An 18,927-nucleotide genomic window follows, 5' to 3' on the forward strand; every position below is an offset into this window, starting at 1 on the left:
CTCCAAGGACTCATCATGAGAGAGGGATGAACCCTCCCCGGGGTCCGTGGGAATCGTGGAGAGGATGTGCCAGAAGCCCCGCATGCCAATGTCAAAGGTGTGGGTGGGATTGCTGGGGCTCCTGGTGTTCTCGGGCTGCGCGGGCTCGCGGGCGCTGTGTCCGCGCGAGGGGGGCCGGGCCTGGTCGGAGGTGAGGAGCGAGCACTTCCGCATGCACACGGACCTGTCGCCGGAGGTCGCGGCGAAGTCGGCCATCGAGTTGGAGAAGCTGCGCCGGGCGCTGCTGCTGGCGTGGGGCACGGACTTCAATCCCCCGGGCTCGCTCGACGTCATCCTGCTGCGCAACACGAGTGAGCTGGCGGAGTTCACCCAGGGCCGCTACGTCGGCTTCGTGTCCACCACGGAGCGTGGCCCGCTGCTCGTCATGTCGGGCGAGGGCTACCTGCTGGACAACGGCCCCGAGCTGCAACTACAGACACATGAGCTGGCGCACTACCTGAGCCAGCATGTCCTGCTGCGGCAGCCGCGCTGGCTGGCCGAGGGACTGGCGCAGTACCTGGAGACCACGCACATCAAGCCCAGCACGGGCGAGGCGGTGCTCGGCCGGGTGAACGCGAACAGCCGCAACTATGTGACGCGCAACGGCTGGCTCGGCATCGACGAGCTGTGGGAGTGGGACCAGAAGGAGCTGCTCAGCGACGCGGAGAGCCAGCAGCACTACGCCTCCGCGTGGCTCTGGGTGCACTACCTCATCAACATGCACCCGGAGCGCTTCGACGCGTTCCAGACGCGGCTGGCCCGCGCGGAGGACCCGCAGCGCGCCTTCGCGCAGTCCTTCCAGGGCGTGAGTGATTTGGGCGGTGACTTGCGCACGTACCTGATGAGCGGGCGCTCGGCGTACCTCACGCTGCCGCTGCCGGCGGTGTCCACCCAGGTGGCGGTGCGGGAGCTGGGCAGCGCCGAGGTGCACGCCAACCGCGGGCTCATGTTCCTGCGCGCCCCGGGCGAGCTGACCCAGGCGCAGCGCAAGGAGAAGGCCGGCGCCGAGCTGGCACAGGCCCTGACGGAGGACCCGACCAACGTGAGCGCCGCAGTGCTCGCCACGCAGCTGTCCTCGAACCGCCAGGAGCACCTGGCGCGGGCTCGGGAGCTGGTGAAGGCGCACCCGGAGGACGGACGCGGGTGGGACCTGTTGGCGGAGATGCTGAGCGACCAGGACGAGCCCCAGGCGCTGGAGCAGGCGCGCGAGTCGGCCGCGCGGCTGCTGCCGCATGACGTGCGCATGCTCACGAGCCTCGCCCAGCACTACATGATGACGCTCCAGCCGCAGAAGGGGCTGCCCTCGGCGAAGCGCGCGGTGGAGCTCTCCCCGGGCAATCCGTTCGGGCTCGCGGTCCAGGCCGCGCTGTTCTTCCAGCTGGACCGGTGCGCGGAGGCCGTCGGCTTCCAGCGCCGCGCCGTGGACATGCTGCACGAGGCGTACACGGCCGAGTTCCGCAAGGACTTGCGCGAGCGGCTCCAGCGCTACGAGGCGAAGTGCGGGGCGGCGGTGTCCAAGCCAGTGCCGTGAAGTTCGGGCCTCGCTGAGGATCCGTGACTTGCCCCACCCCAGCAGAGGAGCAGGCAGGCGGCGAGTGAACCTCCGCTTCAGCCATTCCACCCTGCGGTGGAACCCCGTTTCAAGGATTCCAGTGACTTAGAACGAGGCCTTGCGGGCCTGAGCTGCCATTTGTACTTTTTCTCCGGAGAAAAAGTACAATGGCGACCATGGTTCTCCCACAGCTCGAAGAAGGTCGGGTCTACCGTACACAGGACTTCGAGCCTTGGACCTCCAACCCTCCTAGGTATGCGAAGGCGCTGGTCGACAAGGGGGTCTTGGTCCCGGTCGCGCATGGTCTGTTCGCCGTCCCCAAGCGCGGCAAGTTCGGTGTGGTGCCACCTACCGACGATGCGCTCATGCGGGCGTTCCTCAAGGACAGCCCCTTCGTGTTCACCGGTCCCGAGCGTTGGAACGCACTGGGGCTGGGAGCGACAGCCGTGTTCGCGGTGCCGCTCGTCTACAACACGAAGCGCTCCGGGCGCGTCGAGTTCGGTCTTCGCCGCTTCGAATTGCGGCGCATTGCCTTCCCCCAGCCGGCGCCCAAGGAGTGGTTCGTGGTGGACCTCTTCGAGAACGCGGAGCAGGCTGGCGCCTCGCGTGCGAAGATGGCCGAGGCGCTGACGCATGCGCTTTCGCGCGGCGACTTCGACCGCGAGCTGCTGAGCACCATGGCCCGGCGCTACGGAACAAGACCGACGCGAGACCTGATCAACACGGCGCTCCGAGCTGACTTCGTTTGAACTTCATTCACGACGACTCCGATTTCGACGACCTGCTCCGAATCGTCGCGAAAGACCGAGGCCTCTCGGTCGCGCTGGTCGAGAAGGATTATTGGGTCACCCACACGCTGTGGGCTCTCCATGCGACGGGATTCCAGGTCTGGTTCAAAGGGGGAACATCGCTCTCCAAGGGCTTCGACCTCATCCGTCGATTCTCCGAGGACCTGGACCTCAAGCTCGAGCCCGGAACTGTCTCTCTGCCCGAGGTCTCGAGTTGGACCAAGGATGGGACGAAGGTGACAGGACAGAGGAAGGCCTACTTCGAGGCCCTCCCGACCCTCGTCAAGATTCCAGGGACGAGCGCCACGCTCGACCTGCGGTCGACGGACACAAAGCGCTGGCGCTCCGGGAACATCCAGGTGAGCTATCCTGCTCGGCACCTCGGTGACCTCGCGGATGTGCTCCGCCCATTCGTCCTGCTCGAGATTGGCAGCGCTCGGGTCACACCCTTCGTGCATCGGGACATGACGTCCTTCGTGCATGAAGCGCTCGAAGCAAGAGGCCAACTCGGGGACTACGACGACAATCGGCCGAAGGCTGTGCGCTGCGTACACCCGCTCGTCACACTGCTCGAAAAACTCGACGCACTTCAGCGGAAGGCTCTTCACGACGAGAAAGAGCCAGCATCCTTCGTCAGGCACTACGAAGACGCCGCACGAATCATTGAAGCGGAGTCACGGCTGCCGACGCTTCCTGACTATCCCAGCGTGCACGCGCTCGCGTCGGAGATGGTGGCACAGAAGCAAATCATCGAGCCGCCACGACCCGATGCGCCTGCTCTTCAGCTACCTCCCTGTAAGAGGACGGACGACATCCGAGCAGCACACGAGGCCATCGGTCGGATGTTCTGGGGCTCGAGGAAGACGCTCGATGAAGCGCTGGAAACGATTCGGGCGTGGCTCGAACGTACAGGTCTGGGAGCAGCGTCTCCAGACGGCCTTTAGAAGGCAGCTCAGCGCAGGACTCGGCGATGTGGCTCGAGTTGGGCCCGCACGACGGGCCCGCACCGGAGCGGGGCGCGCATCGCCCGTTGGACCTGGGTACACGTCCATTGCTCGACAGCCATCACGGTCGACGCACGGGGCGGCGGCGCGGCACCGGCCGTCACTACCGTGGTTCCACCTTCAACCCCGAGGTGGACATGCACACGCACATTCGTTGGCTGTGGTTCATGGCATTCATCGTGGTCTCCGGCGCGCTCTCCGCTTGCGGCACGGAGGGCAGCCCGGTGCTCGAAGAGGAGTCCGCGCTGGAGTCGAGTGAGGCGCCGCTGCTCGGCACCGTCACCTGTCTGCTCGGGACGACGACCATCTCCTTCTCGCCGCCCATCACCAACGAGCCCCGGGACACGACGGTGTCCGGCAGCGGGACGCTCACCAACTGCGTCGCGGTGCTGGCGGACCCGGTGATTTCGGGCACCACCGGCTTCGCTCCGGCGCTGCGCAGGAACTACACCTGCGACTCGCTGCTCGGCATCAGTGGAGGCTCGGTGACGGTGACGTGGAACACGGGCGAGACGTCGCAGCTCTCGCTCACCCAGGTCGTCGTTCAAGGTGGCACCACGACGCGGACCACGCAGCAGATTGGCACCGTGGTGTCCGGCAAGTACGCGGGAGCCACGGCGGTGCGGACGCTGGTGTTCGTGGTCGCGGACCTGGAGAACGCCTGCGCCTCTCCGGAGGGGCTCGCCCAGTACACCAGCACGCAGACGCTGGTGCTGACGCTCATCCCCTGACGTGAGGGACGGGCTCCGGAGGTTCGTTCCGGAGCCCGTCGTGGGTCATGCGCGCGAGAAGCCGTGCGCTAGAGGGCCAGCGCGGGCAGACACGTCGTGATGGCGGTGAGCTGCAGCCCACAGCTCCCCAGACAGGGGACGAGGCTCAACACGGGCGAGAACTCCACGCAGGTCACGATGCACGCGCGAGCCTGCTCCGTCGCCGGATTGAGACACGCGAGGAACTCAGGGAGACCGGCGGCCTCGACAGTCGGGGCCTCGGCGGGAGGTGAAGGCTCGGGAGCCGCCGTCTCCTCGGCAGGGTCCATGGGTCCGCAGCCCACGGCCATCATCAGCACGAACGTTCCCGCCAACCGCTTCATCAGATTCAGCATGGTGACGCCTCCTGTGTTGCAACCCGGAGCGTCCCAGTTCACGGCAGTGCATCCCAGTGAGCCCCGGTCCCGAGTCATGTCCACCGGGCTCCAGTCGTTCACCCTCGAGGAGGAATCCGGTGCGGGTCCACGCAGCTCCCGCACCGAGGCTCACCGTGACGCCACGCCTCACTCAGTCACACGAGTGCGTGTGCGTATGCGCGCTGGCCTTGGGGCTCCAGCCCTCGTTGCCGTCCTTCTCGAAGAAGAACTTCGCGCGCTGGCGCTGCCGCGTGCCCACTTCGTTCAGCGTGGCCGCGTCGTACAGCCGCCCGTTCACCATCGTGTAGCGCACGGAGCGGCTGTTCATCAGATCCTCCAGCGGGTTCCTGTCCAACACGATGAGGTCCGCCAGCTTCCCCTCCTCCAGCGAGCCAATCTCCCCATCCATGCCCAGATAACGCGCCCCACCGAGCGTCCCCGCGCGCAGCGCCTGCAACGGCTTCATCCCGCCCTGGCCGAACATCGACAGCTCCCAGTGCGCCGCCAGCCCCTCGCGCTGTCCATGCGCGCCGAGCTGCACGTTCACCCCCGCCTCATTCAGCTCCCTCGCCGTCCGCGCCGCGTCGAAATGATTCATCTCGTCGTCCGGCACCATCGTCCGCCGACGGCTGCGTGAATCCACCACCCGCCGCGGCACGAAGGACAACAGCCGCTCGTCCTCCCAGACGTTCGTCTTCTGATACCAGTAGTTCTCACCCCAGTTGCCGCCATACGCCACCCCCAACGTCGGCGTGTAGCCCGTCCCACTCTTCCCCCACAGCTGCTTCACGTCCGCGTAGATGCGCGCCACCGGAATCGCGTGCTCCACGCCCGTGTGCCCATCCACCACCATCGTCAGGTTGTGCTGCAGCAACGAGCCACCCTCGGGCACCACCAGCATCTCCAGCTCCCGCGCCGCCTGGAGCACCTTCTGCCGCTGGTCCCTCCTCGGCTGGTTGTAGCTCTTCACGCTGAAGGCCCCCATCGCCTTCATCCGCCGCAGGTGCGAGCGCGCATCGTCCAGCGTCTCAATCGGCGCGCGATACCCCACCCCCGCCGCGCCATACAGGATGGTCCCCGTCGAGAAGATGCGCGGCGACACCAACGCCCCCGCCCTCCCCAGCTCACTCGCCGCGAACACCTCCTCCGACGAGTTCGACGGGTCATGCAACGTCGTCACCCCGTACGCCAACGACGCCGCCTGCACCCAGCTCTGCTCCGGCATCAGCCCATCCACCCCCATGGCCCCATGCCAGTGCACGTCCACCAGGCCCGGCATCAACGTCTTGCCCTTCACGTCCACGACCTTCGCCCCCGCCGGCACCTGCACCTTGCCCACCGGCCCCACCGCGACGATGCGGTTGCCCTTCACCACCACCACGCCCTGCTCGAGCACCTCGTCACCCTTCATCGTGATGACGCGCCCACCCACCAGCGCCAGCGTCCCCTCCGGCACGTCCGCCTTCACCAGGAACGACAGGTCCACGCCCTTCTCCGGCACCGGCGGCAGCTTCTCCGGCGCCCCGTCCACGAACGTGAACGCCTGCTTCAGCTCCCGCGTGAACAGCTCCGGCCCCAGCGCCCAGTGCAGCCCCTGGCTGTTGCCCGCCCAGTGCAGGTACTCACCCGCGTCGCGGCTCACCTTCGCCACCGGCAACGCCTTCGCGTCCGGCCCCACCACCGCCGCCTTCGCCCCCTTCGGGAACGGCGTGATGAACGCGTTGAAGTTCTCCCGGAACGCCACCCACCGCTCGTCCGGAGACACCTTCAGCTCCGTCGCCTCCGCGCTCGTCACGTGCGTGCGCTCCTGGCTCCCGTCCAGACCCACGCTCTTCAACGAGCGCACGTCCTCCTTCTCCTTCGACTCCACATGCAGGAAGTACACGCGGTCCGAGCGCACACCGAAGTGCGGCTGCTCTCCATCCCGAGCCAGCCTGCGCGGCGTGCCTCCCGCCACCGGCTGCACGAACAGGCCCGTCTCCCGGCTCCACTGCCCCGGCATCAGGTAGCCATCCCCCGACGCGCGATACACCAGCGACTTGCCATCCGGGCTCAGCGCCGGCTCCACGTAGTAGCCCGGCCGCGTCGACACCACCTTGCCCTCACCGCCCGTGGCCGACACCATGCGGATGGCGCCCAGCTTCTCGTCGTCCCACGTCGTGTAGACAATGGAGCGCCCGTCCCGTGAGAACGACGGGTAGAACTCCAGGTGGTCCTCCTGCTTCGTCAGCCGCTTCGGCGTGCCACCCGGCAGCTCCTTCACGTAGAGCTTGCCCAGCGTCTGGAACACCACCCGGTCCCCCTTCGGAGACACCTGCACCCAGCGCAGCATCTTCGTGTTGAAGCGCTCCGGCGCCACCGCCCGCGGCGAGCGCACCGCCTCGAAAATCGTGCGCGTGCCCTTCACCCGGAACGGGATGGGCGTCACCTGCTTCGTCGCCACGTCGATGCGCTGCAGCTTGCCGCCCGCCCAGAAGACAATCGCCTTGTCGTCACGCGTCCACGCCAGCGTCGGGTACACGCCGTGGATGGCCCACGTCTCCTGCATGTCCCGGTCGAGCCCGTCGTACAGCGGGCGCTCCGCCCCCGACGCCACGTCCGTGACGTAGAGCACCGTCTTCGTCCGCACCCGACGGATGAACGCCAGTTGCTTGCCGTCGCGAGACGGCGTCGGACGGATGGAGCCTCCCGGCCCGGTGACGAAGGGGTCGATCTCCTTCGTCTCCACATCCAGCCGCTGGATGGCGTAAATCTCGCCGTTGGGGTCCTTGTTGTATTCGAACGTCCGGCCCGGCGTGACGTCCTGGCTGAAGTAGACGTAGCGGCCATCCGGGGAGAACGCCGGCTCGCCCAAATCCTTCTGCTCGTTGGCGCGCTCGGTGAGCTGCACGCCCTCGCCGCCGGAGCGGTGATACATCCACACCTCGCCCGCGCCCAGCGAGCGGCGCGCCGTGAAGTGCTTGCGCGCGACGATGAACTGGCCATCCGGGCTCCACGCGGGGCTGTTGAGCAGGCGGAACTTCTCCTGCGTCACCGCCTTCACGTCCGAGCCATCCCGCTTCATCACCCAGATGTTGTCGCCCCCGCCCCTGTCACTCGTGAAGGCGATGGACTTCCCATCCGGGCTGAAGCGCGGCTGCATGTCCCAGGACACGCCGGAGGTCAGCGCCCGCGCCTCGCCGCCCGCCAGCGGCAGCACGTAGATGTCCCCCAGCAAATCGAAGACGAGCTCGTCCCCGCTGGGGCTCACGTCCACGTTCATCCACGTCCCCTCGGAGACGTCGATGGACACCTGCTTCGCCGGGAACCCGGGAGCGTCCACCTTCCACGCGTCCTTGTCCTTGTCGGCCTTGGCGGACTCGGTGTCGGACGGGGCGTTGGGGTCCACCTCCACGGCGCGGCCGGCCTCACGGGCGGCGTCATCCTTCTTCACCGGGATGGGGGGCGTGGGGTCCTGCCGGGCGGCGGGAGGCGTCTGCGCGGGCTGCGCGGCGACGAGCGCGCCCGGGACGAGCAGCAGGGCGCAGAGAGCGGAGGTCAGTCGTTTCACCAGAGGTCCTCGTGTGGGGGGACTGTGCGAGACACGGCCTTGCGGGGCGCCACACTATCCGGCTCCCCGGGGACACGCCCGGCGCGACGTGAACAGGGGGACAGCCAGGCCTCTTCCTGAGCGGCCGCGGAGGGCTCGACGCGATTCGTCACGCGCCATCCCGGGACGTTTCTGTTATCCGCATCCCCATATGTCGGACGACTTCAAGCTTCCCGAAGACAAGGCCGGGCGGATGGAGCGCTGCTCCCTGTTCTACTCGGACATCGTTCCCCACAACCACGCGCTGGGTCTGAAGCTCGTGGACGTGGCCCCCACCGAGGCCACCGTCGAGCTGCCCTACGCGGACTTCCTCGTCGGCAACCCGGAGACGGGCGTCATCGCCGGCGGCCCGGTGACGACGCTCATCGACGCGACGTGCGGCACCTCCGTCATGCTCCGGCTGGGACGCATGACTCCCATGGTGACGCTGGATTTGCGCATCGACTACCTGCGCCCCGCGCGCCCCGGTGTCACCCTCACCGCCGTGGCCGAGTGCTACCGCACCACGCGCCAGGTCGCCTTCGTCCGAGCGCTGGTGCATCAGGGCGACAAGAACCACCCGGTGGCCTCCGCGCAGGGCACCTTCATGCTGACGGAGGAATGACTTCCATGAATGACACCAAGCCCTCCTCCGCCATCGCCGAGCTGGTCCTCGAGGTGCGCAAGACGCGCGAGTACAGCCGCCTCACCGACGCCATCCCCTACACGCGCTTCATGGGCATCGGCGTGGAGAACCTGGCCGGCGAGATGATGTGCCGCATGCGCTACCAGCCCATGCTCATCGGCAACAGCTTCCTGCCCGCGCTGCACGGCGGCACCCTGGGCGCGCTGCTGGAGTCCGCCTCCATCTTCGAGCTGCTCTTGAAGACGGAGACGCCGCGCGTGCCCAAGGTCATCTCGCTCACGGTGGACTTCCTGCGCTCGGGCAAGCCGCAGGACACCTTCGCGCGCGCCATCATCACCCGACAGGGCCGCCGCGTGGCCAACGTGCGCGTCGACGCCTGGCAGGATGACCGCACCCGCCCCATCGCCAGCGCGCACGCCCTGTTCCTGCTCGCCGAGCCCTGACCCCAGCCTTCGTCCGTCCGGCCGTCGTTCCCTGGCCGCGCCTGCTTCGCCGTCGCCACCTTCGAGAGGTTCGGATTCACACTTCTCGGAGGCAGGCGATGAAGCGATGGAGCGGTTGGATGCTGGTCGGCTCGCTGGTGCTGGGCGGCGCCGCGGGCGCACAGGATGACGATGTCGCCACCCAGAATGGCACCGGTGACAGTCAGGGAATGATTCGCATGGGCGAATCGGAGGCCATCGACCACGGTGAGGACCTCCAGAAGCTGGGGGATGAACAGCCCGGCACGGGCGGCTCGGGGCAGGGCGACGCCCAGGCGGCGAAGTGGATGCAGCGGGGCCTGTTGCCCGTGCCCACCGAGGAGAAGGCGTTCCTGGCGGAGCTGCACCACGCGAACCAGATGGAGGTCCAGATGGGACGGCTCGCCCAGAAGAACGGCGAGTCCCAGGCGGTGAAGGACTTCGGCGCGCGCATGGAGCGCGAGCACGGCCAGGCGGACGAGAACCTGCTGGCGTATGCGAAGTCGAAGAACCTCACGCTCGAGGAGCCCAAGGCGGACTCCACGCTCGCCCAGGCGATGCAGGAGGCCGAGCACGCGACGATGAAGAAGCTGGAGGCGCTCCAGGGCACCCCGTTCGACCGCGCGTACCTGGCCGACATGGTCGGGGACCACGACATGGACATCGCCAAGGTGATGGCCGCGCAGCAGCAGTTCGCGAGCAACACGTCGCTGAAGGCGCTGCTCGACAACCTGCTGCCCCAGCTCCAGCAACATCGTCAGGCCGCGTACCGGCTGCTCGGACAGGAGACGCCGCGTCAGGCGAGGCAGGCCCCTCGCGGCGCGCGCTGAGTGACACCGTGCTTCAGTCGCGGGTGACGGACACGGTGTAGAGCTTTCGCTCTCCGTCGCGGGTCCACACCAGCAGTTGGCCCGCGCCGACATCGAGCGGTGTGAGCAGCAACACGCCGGGCTCCGACTTGATGTCGACCAGGTCCGTGCGACCGATGGCGATGCGTGAGAGTCCCTCGATTCTCAGCTCGCGCGGCGTGCCCATCACCATGGGGAAGAACGTGTTGCCGCCCGTCCTCCTCGCCTCCTCGACCTGCGCCATGAAGGTCGCGTCCTGCACCGATGGTGGCGGCTTTGTACCCGGCTTCCACCAGAGGGCCCCGGCCCCGCCCAGCACCCCCACGCCCAGCACCGCGACCCAGCCCAACCACACCCTCTCGCGAGGTGTCTGTTTCGAGAGCGCCTGGAGCAGCGCCTCCATCGAGGGATGACGGGCCTCGGGCTCACTCGCGAGCCCCTTCGCCACGGCCGCGCGCACGTGGCCTGGCAGTCGGGGCGGCTTCTTCACCGATGCGCCGTGCTTCGTCGGAGGTCCGGGCCGCTCGCCGTACAGCGCTTCGTGCAGCGCGACGCAGAAGCTGTACTGGTCGCTCCTCGCGTCCACGGGCTGCCCGCGCCGCTGCTCGGGTGACATGTACGCGGGGGTTCCCAGCGCGGTGCCCTCGCGGGTGAGCGCGGTCTCCTCCGCGTCCACGCCGAGCGGCGCGGTGCTGAGGTCGCCCGTCGTGGGGTTCGACGCCGCTGGCTCCCCCCACCTCCTCGCGAGCCCGAAGTCCGTGACGCGTGGACGTCCGTCCCGGCCCACCAGCACGTTGGCGGGCTTGAAGTCCCGGTGCACCAGCCCTCGCTGATGCGCGGCCGCGAGCCCCAGGCCCGCCGCGTGGAACATCTCCAGCACCTCGCGCCAGGGACGCTCCTGCTCGCGCAGCCAGCCCGCGAGTGTCGGGCCCTCCACCCACTCCATCGCAAGGAAGTCCCGCCCCTCCGCGGAGCCGAGCTCGAAGATGGGCAACACATTGGGATGGGACAGGCGCGCCATCGCCTGCGCCTCGCGCAGCAGTCGGGCGCGGCTCTCCGTCTCGACACCCTCGCGCATGGGACGCAGCAGCTTCACCGCCACCTTGCGCCCCAGCCTCGGGTCCTCCGCCGCGTACACCACGCCCATGCCGCCCTCGCCCAGCAGTTCGCGCAGCACGTAGCTCCCCAGCTTCGTGCCCTCCGGCAATCGCTCTGCTGGGGACGGGCGTGCTCCCCGGGTCGACATCCCCTCCGAGTCTGGACGCGTGAGCGAGCCCGCGCCCGGTGAGGAGGCCTCGGCCGCGACCACCGCGACCAGGGCCCGACAGTCCTCACACGAGTCCAGGTGCGCCGCCACCTCCGGCACCCGCGCGCCCGACAGCACACCGCTCACGAAGCCGGCGAGCACGTTCTCGTCCGGGCACGCCTCGGGCATGGGAGAGGCCGGTGGGTTCATGGGCGCGTGTCACATCATCCCCGCTGCCCTCATTGGAGGGAAGGCAGCGGGTCCCTCGGGCTACTTCGCGGCCGCCTGCTCGGGGTCCGTCACCACCACGGCGTAGTCCCCCTGCTGCCCACCGCGCGTCCAGGTCAGCAGCCGCGTGGTGCCCGCCTCCAGCCCCGTGATTTCGAGCTTCCCGCCCCCCAGCGTCTTCACCTCCGCCGTCTCCCTGTTCCCCAGCGCCACGCGGGTCAGGTCCTTCACGGTGATGACGTGCTTGTCCCCCACCTTCAGCTCGATGCGCTCCTCCGCCAGCGCCGTCGTGCCCACCACCGTCAGCGCCACCAGGGCCAGCTTCTTCAGTGCGTTCCGCATGATTCGGGTCCTTTCAGGATGAGAGCGAGGCGTCCTCGCCTGCCTTCATCGGGGTGACACCGGCCACCAGGACGTGTTGCACGCGGGCCGCGAAAAAGTTCGCGGGGGGCTAACCGGGTTCCTTCAACAGCCCCAGGAGGCTCACGTCGAGCTGACTGTGCACCACCCGCATCAGGCTTCGCAGCTCGTCCGCGGACAGCTGGAGGCGCTCGGCCAGCCGCTCGCGCGCGCCCTCCAGCACCGTCCTCCGCGTCTGTGAAATCCAGCGCGACACCGTGGACTTGTGCGTCTGGTACATCGCGCCGATGCGCTCCAGGCTCACGCCCTCCACCACGTGCAGCCGCAGCACGGTGCGCTCGCGCGGGGACAGGCTCCCCAGCGCTCCCGCCAGGGCCTCGCGGAAGTCCTGCTGGTGGCGGCGGCGCAGGTAGTCGAGCTCGACGTCACCGCCCGCTCCGCCTCGCTCCACCCACGCGGAGCCCTCCGCCTCCGCGTCCTCCTCGGCCCTGGCGCGTCGGCCCTCCGCGCGCTGGAGGTTGAAGGCCGTGCGCACCACCGCCGCGCGCAGCCACGCGGCCAGCGGGCCCGTGCCCTGGTACTCGGCGATTCTCGGCTCGGCGTCACCCTGGGGGACGAGGAGCCGCTGACGCAATTGCTGGAGGACCTCCGCGGTGTCCAGGCCGCCACCTCGCACCCGCGTCAGCGCGCTGGCCGCACGAGGGAGCAGATGTCGCTCCAGCGCGGCGTGCGCGGTGGGCAGTCCTCGTGCACACGCGCAGGCCAGATAGAGGTCCGCCACGGGCAGCGCGGCGAGTGTCGCGGCGGGCTCGTCGCTGGGGCTCAGCCGGGTCGCGACGTGGCGCAGGAAGTCCTCTTCCGGAAGCATGACGTCCGGCCACGCCTGTCTCGCGATGGACAGCCAGGAGTCCAACAGCGCGTCGAGCCCGGGCACCTCCGCGTAGCACCGCGCCTGGGGCGGCAGGTGCTGGAGGAAGAGGTGGGAGCGACTCGGCTGCTTCGACATGCACGCCTCGGGATGAACACCCACCGGTGCGGTGGCTTTCCTTGTTACAGCGCGGGGCGCCTTTTCTACAGGCTCGCTCGGAGTCCTCGCGCGTCTCCAGGCCTGACGGGCCTGCCTGGAGTCCGGGGGTGATGCTCGCCCGAAGACGGGCTTTCGCGCCATGGGCCAGTGTCTCCGATGAGCACTGGATTCAACGCGGCCGTGCGCGCGCCTCGGCATGGGCCCTGCTTTCCCCCGCAGGGCATCCGTTCCGGAGGACAGGACGATGAGCGAGCACGCGCGGGCCCAGTTGAGAGCGTTGAAGGAATCCGCGCGGTCGTTGTTCCTCCAGGAACGGTATGGCGAGTGTGCACAGGAGCTGGAGCGCATCCTCCGCCTGGTGCCCAAGGACCCGAATGCGCGCGTGCAACACGCGGAGACGTGTCGTCGCGCGGGGAACCTGCGCGCGGCCATCGCCTCCTATCGGACAGCGGCGTCGCTGCTGCTCGCACAGGGGTGTGAGGCCCGGGCCCGCGCGGCCCTGCGCGCCGCGCTGGAGCTGGACCCTCGGGATGCGGAGCTGACCTCGGACTTCGCGCGGTTGGGACAGGCGCCGGTGCCTCCCTCGACGGCGCTGGAGGATGAGCGGCTCTATCGGGATGTGGCCGGGCTCGCCGTGGAGAAGGAGGCGCCTCGGGTGGAGTCGAGGACGCGCACGCCGCCGCCGCCTCCTCCCGCGTTCGTGTTGCGCGCGGCGGAGGAGGCTCGGGTCCGGGGACCGCTGCCTTCGGTTCCTTCCATCGCTCCGGTGAGCGTGCGCGCCCTGGTGGCGCCCAGCGCTCCGCCGGTGCCCGATGACGATGAGTCGTCTGTTCTCGACCTGGTCGACGAGGTGTCCATCGACATCGACGTGGAGCCCGTGGCGACGCCCGCGCCCACCACCGTGATGGGGATTCTGCTCGATGAGGTGCCTACCGCGGACTTCCTCGCGGAGCTGCTGGCGTCGACGCCCATCCAGCTACCCGCGTCACGGTCGCCGAAGTCGTCTCCTCCTGTTCCGGAGACACGGGCTCCCGAGGTCTCCTCGCCGCGTGGATATGAGCTCGCCCTCGTGGGGGAGCGGTTGCCCGTGCCCGCGGCTCCCGCGCGGACGCTGACGTCGTTTCCTCCTCGGGGTGCCGTGGCGCCTCGGCAGGTGGAGGCTCCGCGGACTGTTCCCGCGCCTGTGACGCCTTCGCGCGGCGCGGCGCAGAACACGGGCGGCGCTGTTCGTGCTCCGTCCACGGAACGCAATCAGGCGCGGCCGATGGGCGCGGGTACCGCTTCACGGCAGGCCGGTGCGCCTTCGGCTCCCCAGGCTGCGTCTGCTCCGCGTCAGCCCGACGGTCACGAAAGCACGACGAAGGCCCCGCTCACGCTCGAGCCTCGGTGGACGCAGACGGGCACCGCGCCTCACACGGCCGGGGCTCCCGACCCTTCATGCGCTCGGGCGAAGTCGCCCCCGACCGCGTCACCCGCGCAGGCGCTTCAGGCCACGGCACGGGTCTCGCCTCCGGCGCAGGCGCTGAGCGCGCGGGATTCTCGCGAGCCACAGCGGGTCGAGGTGAGCGCGAGCCTGTGGACCACGGGGGGACCGGTGACGGTGAATCCCGTGACGGCGTATCGACCCGAGCTGCGCTGGCTCAGTCCCAACGCGGTGGCGCTGAGGGTCTCGCCTCAGTCCCGCTGGGTCATCATCCGCGCCGAGGGTCCGTTGTCCTTGAGCCGCGCGGAGACCCTCGCGACCGAGTCACTCGAGGACTCCCGTCTGACCGCGTCGGACCTGGCCGTGGCCTCCGTAGCGCCCACGCGCTGACGCGGCCCCACGCCTGGTCGGACCTGGCCGCGACCTCCGTGAACTCCGTGGCGCCCATGCGCCGACGCGGCCTCACGCATGCTCGGACCTGGCCTTGACCTCCGTGGCGCCCATGCGCTGACGCGGCCTCACGCCTGTCGTGGACGCGTGCATGCACAGCCTCGCGCGGGCTCTCGCATCACGCATGCGGATGCGCACGCTCGCGACATCGCGGCTTCAGGTCCGCTCGCGCTCCACAAGTTCTCCACATCGGGCGGACCTGGACCTCGGCGCACTCCGGAGCCCCTTCACGAGTCGGACTCACTGGAGCACTCCACCGCCCGAGCTCCCGTCCCACCCCGAGTCCGCGCACAGCCGCGCCGGACCGCTCGAGCCCCACGGGCCCGAGCCTCCTGGCTCACCGTCACTGGACGCGGGGGAGGGCCTCACGTCCGGAGGCCCTGCCCGTCCCGCCTCACATCGGCACGGACTTCTTCGGGTCGAAGCGCTTCTTCTCGGGAGCCGGCTGCACCTGGACAGGCTGGACCTGCTCCGTCGGCGTGGCTTCCGGCTCGCGGCCCTCCACCGCCGCCTGCGCCTCCGCCTTCTCCTCCGACACCTGCGCCTTCACCGGCGCCTCGCAGTGCTCACCCTTCCGGTTCGGGTGGCAGTGCCGAATCCCATACACGTGGTGACAACCACACGCGTCCACCCGCTTCTTGGCGCAAATCGACGGATTGAACACCGGACCCGCCACCGTATCCGCCGGCACCGCCTGCAACGCCATCGCCAGGAAAACCCCGCCGAGGAAACCCATCACCCACCCCCTACCTGGATGGGAAATGGATGGGACTGGCGAGGGAATGCGGCAAGCCCCGAGCCGATCCAATCGCCGCGCTTCGCACGCGAGCCGACTTTCGCTCGGACGTCCGCGTGTGCGCGCACCCGCCGCACCACCCCACCAGGATGCGTCCAGGGCGTCCGCACGGCAACAACACCACCCCCCTCACCTCGTCCCCAGGTCCGGGGCAGGCCCCTCCCACGCGCCGCGTCGCGCCCCGCTCCTCCCGAGGGAAACCCCCGGATTTCGCTCGCCTTCCCGCCCGCTCCACCCGCATCCTCGGTGGTCCCTGGCGTACCCGGTCCGGACGGTCAGCTTGTTCCGGACGTTTGCGTCGCTCGCGCGTGTTCACCCCTGTCCGGGGAGGAAAGCCATGAGTTGGAAGCAACGTCTGGAGAAGGCCGCCGAGGGCCATTACGTCCTGCCCAAGACCAAGAGCATGCGGGTCGACGCGGACCTGTTCCTCTCGGACAAGCTGCTGTGGGGCGAGGGCCCCGAGGTCCCCGGGCTGGAGGACACCGTCTTCGACCAGGTGGTCAACGCCGCGTCGTTCCCCGGCGTCACCCGCGTCGCCGTCACCCCCGACTGTCACGTGGGCTACGGCGTGCCCATCGGCACCGTCGTGGAGACCGACGGCGTCCTGCTCCCCACCGCCGCCGGCTATGACATCGGCTGCGGCATGGTGCAGCTGCAGACCTCCCTCATGGCCGAGGACGTCGCCGACCCCGTCAAGCGCCGCCAGTGGATCGACCAGGTCACCCGCCGCATCGCCGTGGGCGTGGGCGCAAGCCGCGTGCAGCACCAGCGCCGGGTGTCGGACCGCTCGTTCGCGGAGGTGGTGCGCCACGGCGCCAAGGCCCTGGGCCGGGGCTCCGCCGTCACCGAGCGCGACTTCATCCCGGTGGAGGACGACCGGGTGGACATCCCGGACCGGGCCTACGAGAAGCGCGGCCAGCTGGGCAGCCTGGGCGGCGGCAACCACTTCACCGAGATGCAGGTGGATGAGAGCGGCCGCGTCTGGGTGATGCTCCACACCGGCAGCCGCGGCTTCGGCTGGAACATCGCCAAGCACTTCTTCGTGCAGGGCGCCGCGCACCTGGGCCTCAAGAGCCGCAGCGAGGACTTCGTGTGGCTGGACGCCGACAGCGCGCTGGGCCGGGAGTACTGGAACCTGCACAACATGGCGGCCAACTTCGCCGTGGCCAACCGGCTCATCATCGGCGAGGCCGTGTGCGCCGCGCTCGAGGACGTGTTCGGCGGGACGGCGAGCGTCTACTACGAGATTTCGCACAACCTCATCCAGAAGGAGGCCGGCAGGTTCGTGGCCCGCAAGGGCGCCACGCGCGCGTTCCCCGCCGGCCACCCCGCGCTCAAGCGCACGGCCTGGGAGGGCACCGGCCACCCCATCCTGATTCCCGGCTCCATGGAGACCGGCAGCGCCATCCTCTTCGCCGAGGAGGGCGCGTCCAAGTCCATCTACTCGGTGAACCACGGCTCGGGGCGGCGGCTGTCCCGAGGCGAGGCGCGGCGGGTGCTGAAGCAGGACGCCACCGACGCGCGCATGGCCGAGGCCGGCATCATCCTCAACACCCGGCAGACGCCGCTGGACGAGTCCGGCCCCTGCTACAAGAACCTGGATGACGTGCTGGAGACGGTGGAGATGGCGGGGCTCGCCCGGGTGGCGCACCGGCTCAAGCCGGTCGCCTGCATCAAGGGCGCGGATTGACCCACACGCCGTGGCACGTGGACTTTCCGGGGGGCCTGCTACAGTGGCCCCCCTCCGGAGTCCCACGACATGACCTCGTCGTCCCCTGCCTCCCGCGCGCCCGCCTCGGGCCTCCGTGAGGCCGAACTGGCTCGCGCCGAGAGCGAGCTGTCCACCCAGGAGTCCCGACTCGCCGAGCAGGTGACGCGCGCCCTGGCCGACGCCGCCCTGCTCTCCAGCCGTCTGGACGCCGTGCGCGCCTCGCTGGCCCGCGCCCACCAGGAGCCCGACGCCGACCCCCAGCTGGGCGAGCAGGCGTCCAGGCTCCAGGCCTCCTCCGTGCCCTCGCTCGACGTGGAGGCCGCGCGGGAGAGGGCGCTGGAGGCGCGGCAGAAGGCGCTGGAGGCGCGCAGGCGGATGGGCGTGGAGGTGCAGGCGGCGCTGCGCATCCAGCAGGAGCAGACGGAGAAGGTGGCGCGCGCGGTGGCGGACGCGGAGGCCGCGCTGAAGCAGCAGCAGGAGGCCACCCAGGCGCGGGCGAAGGCGCGTCAGCAGGAGGCCGCGAAGGCCCGGCAGGCGGAGCTGGCGAAGGCGGCCCAGGCCGCGCGCGAGAAGGGACAGCCGCTGCCCTCGGCGCCCTCGCGGACCTCCGGCTCGGAGGGCGCGGACGCGCGGCGCAACGGTCGGGTGCGCATGCACACGTCCATCGACATGCGCAGCGACTCCAACTTCTTCACCGGCTTCTCGATGGACATCAGCGAGGGCGGCGTCTTCATCGCCACGGTGGACGCGGTGCCGCGCGGCACGCAGGTGGAGCTGGACTTCACGCTGCCCGGTGGACGCCCCATGAAGGTGACGGGCGTGGTGCGCTGGGTGCGCGAGGCCAACCCGAAGATGCCGGAGCTGATGCCGGGCGTGGGCGTGCAGTTCACCGGCCTGCCCGAGGAGGTCGCGTCCGTCATCTCCTCGTTCGTCACCACGCGCGACCCGATGTTCTATCCCGACTGAAGCGGCGGCCTCGCTTCGTCGGATACCCAACCCCAGCGGGCGCGGGGTGTCCGTGAGAGGCAATGCCCGGGGATGAAGACAGACATCCCATGGGGAGGATGCAAAGGTTTCGTCCTCATGAGCGCGCCCACCCGAAGCCCCACCGTCCCCGTTGCCCGCCCGCCCCGGTGGGACTCGCGCCGCCGCGTGGAGCCCGCCAACGTGGCGGACGGTGAGCAGGTGGGCGACGCGCCCTCGCTGCCGTCCGTCGACAAGGTGAACCTGGCGCAGCAGCTGGCGCTGTTCTCCGAGCACGGGCCCATCGGTGAGCTCAACGGGCGGCACGTTCGGCTGGCGAAGCTGTCGGGCCCGTGTGCGTGGCGCCACCATGAGCACGAGGACGTGTTGTTCCTCGTGCTGCAGGGCCAGCTGCGCATGGAGCTGCGCGAGCGCACGGTGGAGGTGGCGCCCGGCGAGCTCATCATCATCCCGCGCGGCGTGGAGCATCGGCCCGTGGCGGAGGAGGAGGTCCACGTGCTGCTCTTCGAGCCCGCCTCCACGCTCCACACGGGCAACGTGCGCGAGGAGCGCACGGCGGACCCACTGGAGCACCTGTAGGGGCCGGTCGCCCGTGAGGTGCGCCGGGCTCATGGCCGCAGGTCTCCCGGACGAGCGAGCGCTCCAGGCGGCGAGCAGCCCGGGCTCCTCG

At 69.5% G+C, this 18,927-nt stretch carries 17 protein-coding genes; 11 read left to right on the forward strand and 6 right to left on the reverse strand.

Annotation, left to right across the window (positions count from 1 at the left end; all coding sequences use genetic code 11):
- The first annotated feature begins 82 nt into the window (after positions 1-82).
- The 4 genes from K8640_RS25405 (at position 83) to K8640_RS25420 (ending at position 4,114) form a co-directional block, all read left to right on the forward strand.
- Complete coding sequence (locus tag K8640_RS25405; RefSeq protein ID WP_223749430.1) at positions 83-1,570, forward strand: DUF1570 domain-containing protein; 1,488 nt, start codon at positions 83-85, stop codon at positions 1,568-1,570.
- A 188-nt stretch (positions 1,571-1,758) separates the two neighbouring features.
- Positions 1,759-2,340 carry a hypothetical protein gene (locus tag K8640_RS25410; RefSeq protein WP_223749431.1) on the forward strand — a complete coding sequence of 194 codons (582 nt, stop codon included), beginning with the start codon at positions 1,759-1,761 and terminating at the stop codon, positions 2,338-2,340.
- Positions 2,337-3,323: a nucleotidyl transferase AbiEii/AbiGii toxin family protein gene (locus K8640_RS25415; protein ID WP_223749432.1), complete on the forward strand. Its 987-nt coding sequence runs from the start codon at positions 2,337-2,339 to the stop codon at positions 3,321-3,323. The genes K8640_RS25410 and K8640_RS25415 overlap by 4 nt, the downstream gene beginning before the upstream one ends.
- Positions 3,324-3,550: 227 nt before the next feature.
- Entirely contained in the window at positions 3,551-4,114 is a 564-nt protein-coding gene (locus K8640_RS25420) for a hypothetical protein (protein WP_223749433.1), read from the forward strand.
- Between the two features lie 68 nt (positions 4,115-4,182).
- On the opposite strand, the gene K8640_RS25425 is transcribed toward K8640_RS25420, so the two are convergent.
- Together K8640_RS25425 and K8640_RS25430 are read right to left on the reverse strand one after the other, a co-directional pair.
- Positions 4,183-4,488: a hypothetical protein gene (locus tag K8640_RS25425; protein WP_223749434.1), complete on the reverse strand. Its 306-nt coding sequence runs from the start codon at positions 4,486-4,488 to the stop codon at positions 4,183-4,185.
- Between the two features lie 172 nt (positions 4,489-4,660).
- Positions 4,661-8,059 (reverse strand): amidohydrolase family protein, encoded by a 3,399-nt coding sequence (locus K8640_RS25430; protein ID WP_223749435.1) that lies wholly within the window; start codon positions 8,057-8,059, stop codon positions 4,661-4,663.
- A 232-nt stretch (positions 8,060-8,291) separates the two neighbouring features.
- Between K8640_RS25430 and K8640_RS25435 the strand changes: the two genes are divergently transcribed.
- From K8640_RS25435 to K8640_RS25445, 3 genes are all read left to right on the forward strand, one after another.
- A complete protein-coding gene (locus K8640_RS25435; RefSeq protein ID WP_223749436.1) occupies positions 8,292-8,702 on the forward strand; it encodes a PaaI family thioesterase in 411 nt (136 codons plus the stop codon).
- Positions 8,703-8,707: 5 nt separating this feature from the next.
- Positions 8,708-9,166: a PaaI family thioesterase gene (locus tag K8640_RS25440; RefSeq protein ID WP_194869471.1), complete on the forward strand. Its 459-nt coding sequence runs from the start codon at positions 8,708-8,710 to the stop codon at positions 9,164-9,166.
- Between the two features lie 98 nt (positions 9,167-9,264).
- Complete coding sequence (locus K8640_RS25445) at positions 9,265-10,014, forward strand: DUF4142 domain-containing protein (protein WP_141331893.1); 750 nt, start codon at positions 9,265-9,267, stop codon at positions 10,012-10,014.
- Positions 10,015-10,027: 13 nt separating this feature from the next.
- Here K8640_RS25445 and K8640_RS25450 read toward each other — a convergent pair whose 3' ends face one another.
- The 3 genes from K8640_RS25450 to K8640_RS25460 all read right to left on the reverse strand — a co-directional run bounded on the left by K8640_RS25450 (position 10,028) and on the right by K8640_RS25460 (position 12,872).
- The gene (locus K8640_RS25450; protein ID WP_223749437.1) at positions 10,028-11,488 is read right to left on the reverse strand and encodes a protein kinase domain-containing protein; all 1,461 of its coding nucleotides are present in this window, start codon (positions 11,486-11,488) and stop codon (positions 10,028-10,030) included.
- Positions 11,489-11,548: 60 nt separating this feature from the next.
- A complete protein-coding gene (locus K8640_RS42585) occupies positions 11,549-11,848 on the reverse strand; it encodes a pilus assembly protein N-terminal domain-containing protein (RefSeq protein ID WP_141333045.1) in 300 nt (99 codons plus the stop codon).
- Positions 11,849-11,957: 109 nt separating this feature from the next.
- The gene (locus K8640_RS25460; protein WP_223749438.1) at positions 11,958-12,872 is read right to left on the reverse strand and encodes a sigma-70 family RNA polymerase sigma factor; all 915 of its coding nucleotides are present in this window, start codon (positions 12,870-12,872) and stop codon (positions 11,958-11,960) included.
- A 265-nt stretch (positions 12,873-13,137) separates the two neighbouring features.
- Between K8640_RS25460 and K8640_RS25465 the strand changes: the two genes are divergently transcribed.
- On the forward strand, positions 13,138-14,706 hold the full coding sequence (locus K8640_RS25465) for a hypothetical protein (RefSeq protein WP_223749439.1): 1,569 nt from the start codon (positions 13,138-13,140) through the stop codon (positions 14,704-14,706).
- 454 nt (positions 14,707-15,160) lie between these two features.
- On the opposite strand, the gene K8640_RS25470 is transcribed toward K8640_RS25465, so the two are convergent.
- A complete protein-coding gene (locus K8640_RS25470) occupies positions 15,161-15,502 on the reverse strand; it encodes a hypothetical protein (RefSeq protein ID WP_194869587.1) in 342 nt (113 codons plus the stop codon).
- 397 nt (positions 15,503-15,899) lie between these two features.
- Between K8640_RS25470 and K8640_RS25475 the strand changes: the two genes are divergently transcribed.
- The 3 genes from K8640_RS25475 to K8640_RS25485 all read left to right on the forward strand — a co-directional run bounded on the left by K8640_RS25475 (position 15,900) and on the right by K8640_RS25485 (position 18,836).
- Positions 15,900-17,252, forward strand: a complete 1,353-nt coding sequence (locus K8640_RS25475; protein WP_223749440.1) for an RtcB family protein — start codon at positions 15,900-15,902, stop codon at positions 17,250-17,252.
- A 69-nt stretch (positions 17,253-17,321) separates the two neighbouring features.
- On the forward strand, positions 17,322-18,239 hold the full coding sequence (locus K8640_RS25480; RefSeq protein ID WP_223749441.1) for a TIGR02266 family protein: 918 nt from the start codon (positions 17,322-17,324) through the stop codon (positions 18,237-18,239).
- A gap of 117 nt (positions 18,240-18,356) precedes the next feature.
- The gene (locus K8640_RS25485) at positions 18,357-18,836 is read left to right on the forward strand and encodes a cupin domain-containing protein (protein ID WP_223749442.1); all 480 of its coding nucleotides are present in this window, start codon (positions 18,357-18,359) and stop codon (positions 18,834-18,836) included.
- The last annotated feature ends 91 nt before the right edge of the window (positions 18,837-18,927 follow it).

The organism is Myxococcus sp. XM-1-1-1 (assembly GCF_020037095.1).
GTDB classification, from domain to species: domain Bacteria; phylum Myxococcota; class Myxococcia; order Myxococcales; family Myxococcaceae; genus Myxococcus; species Myxococcus fulvus.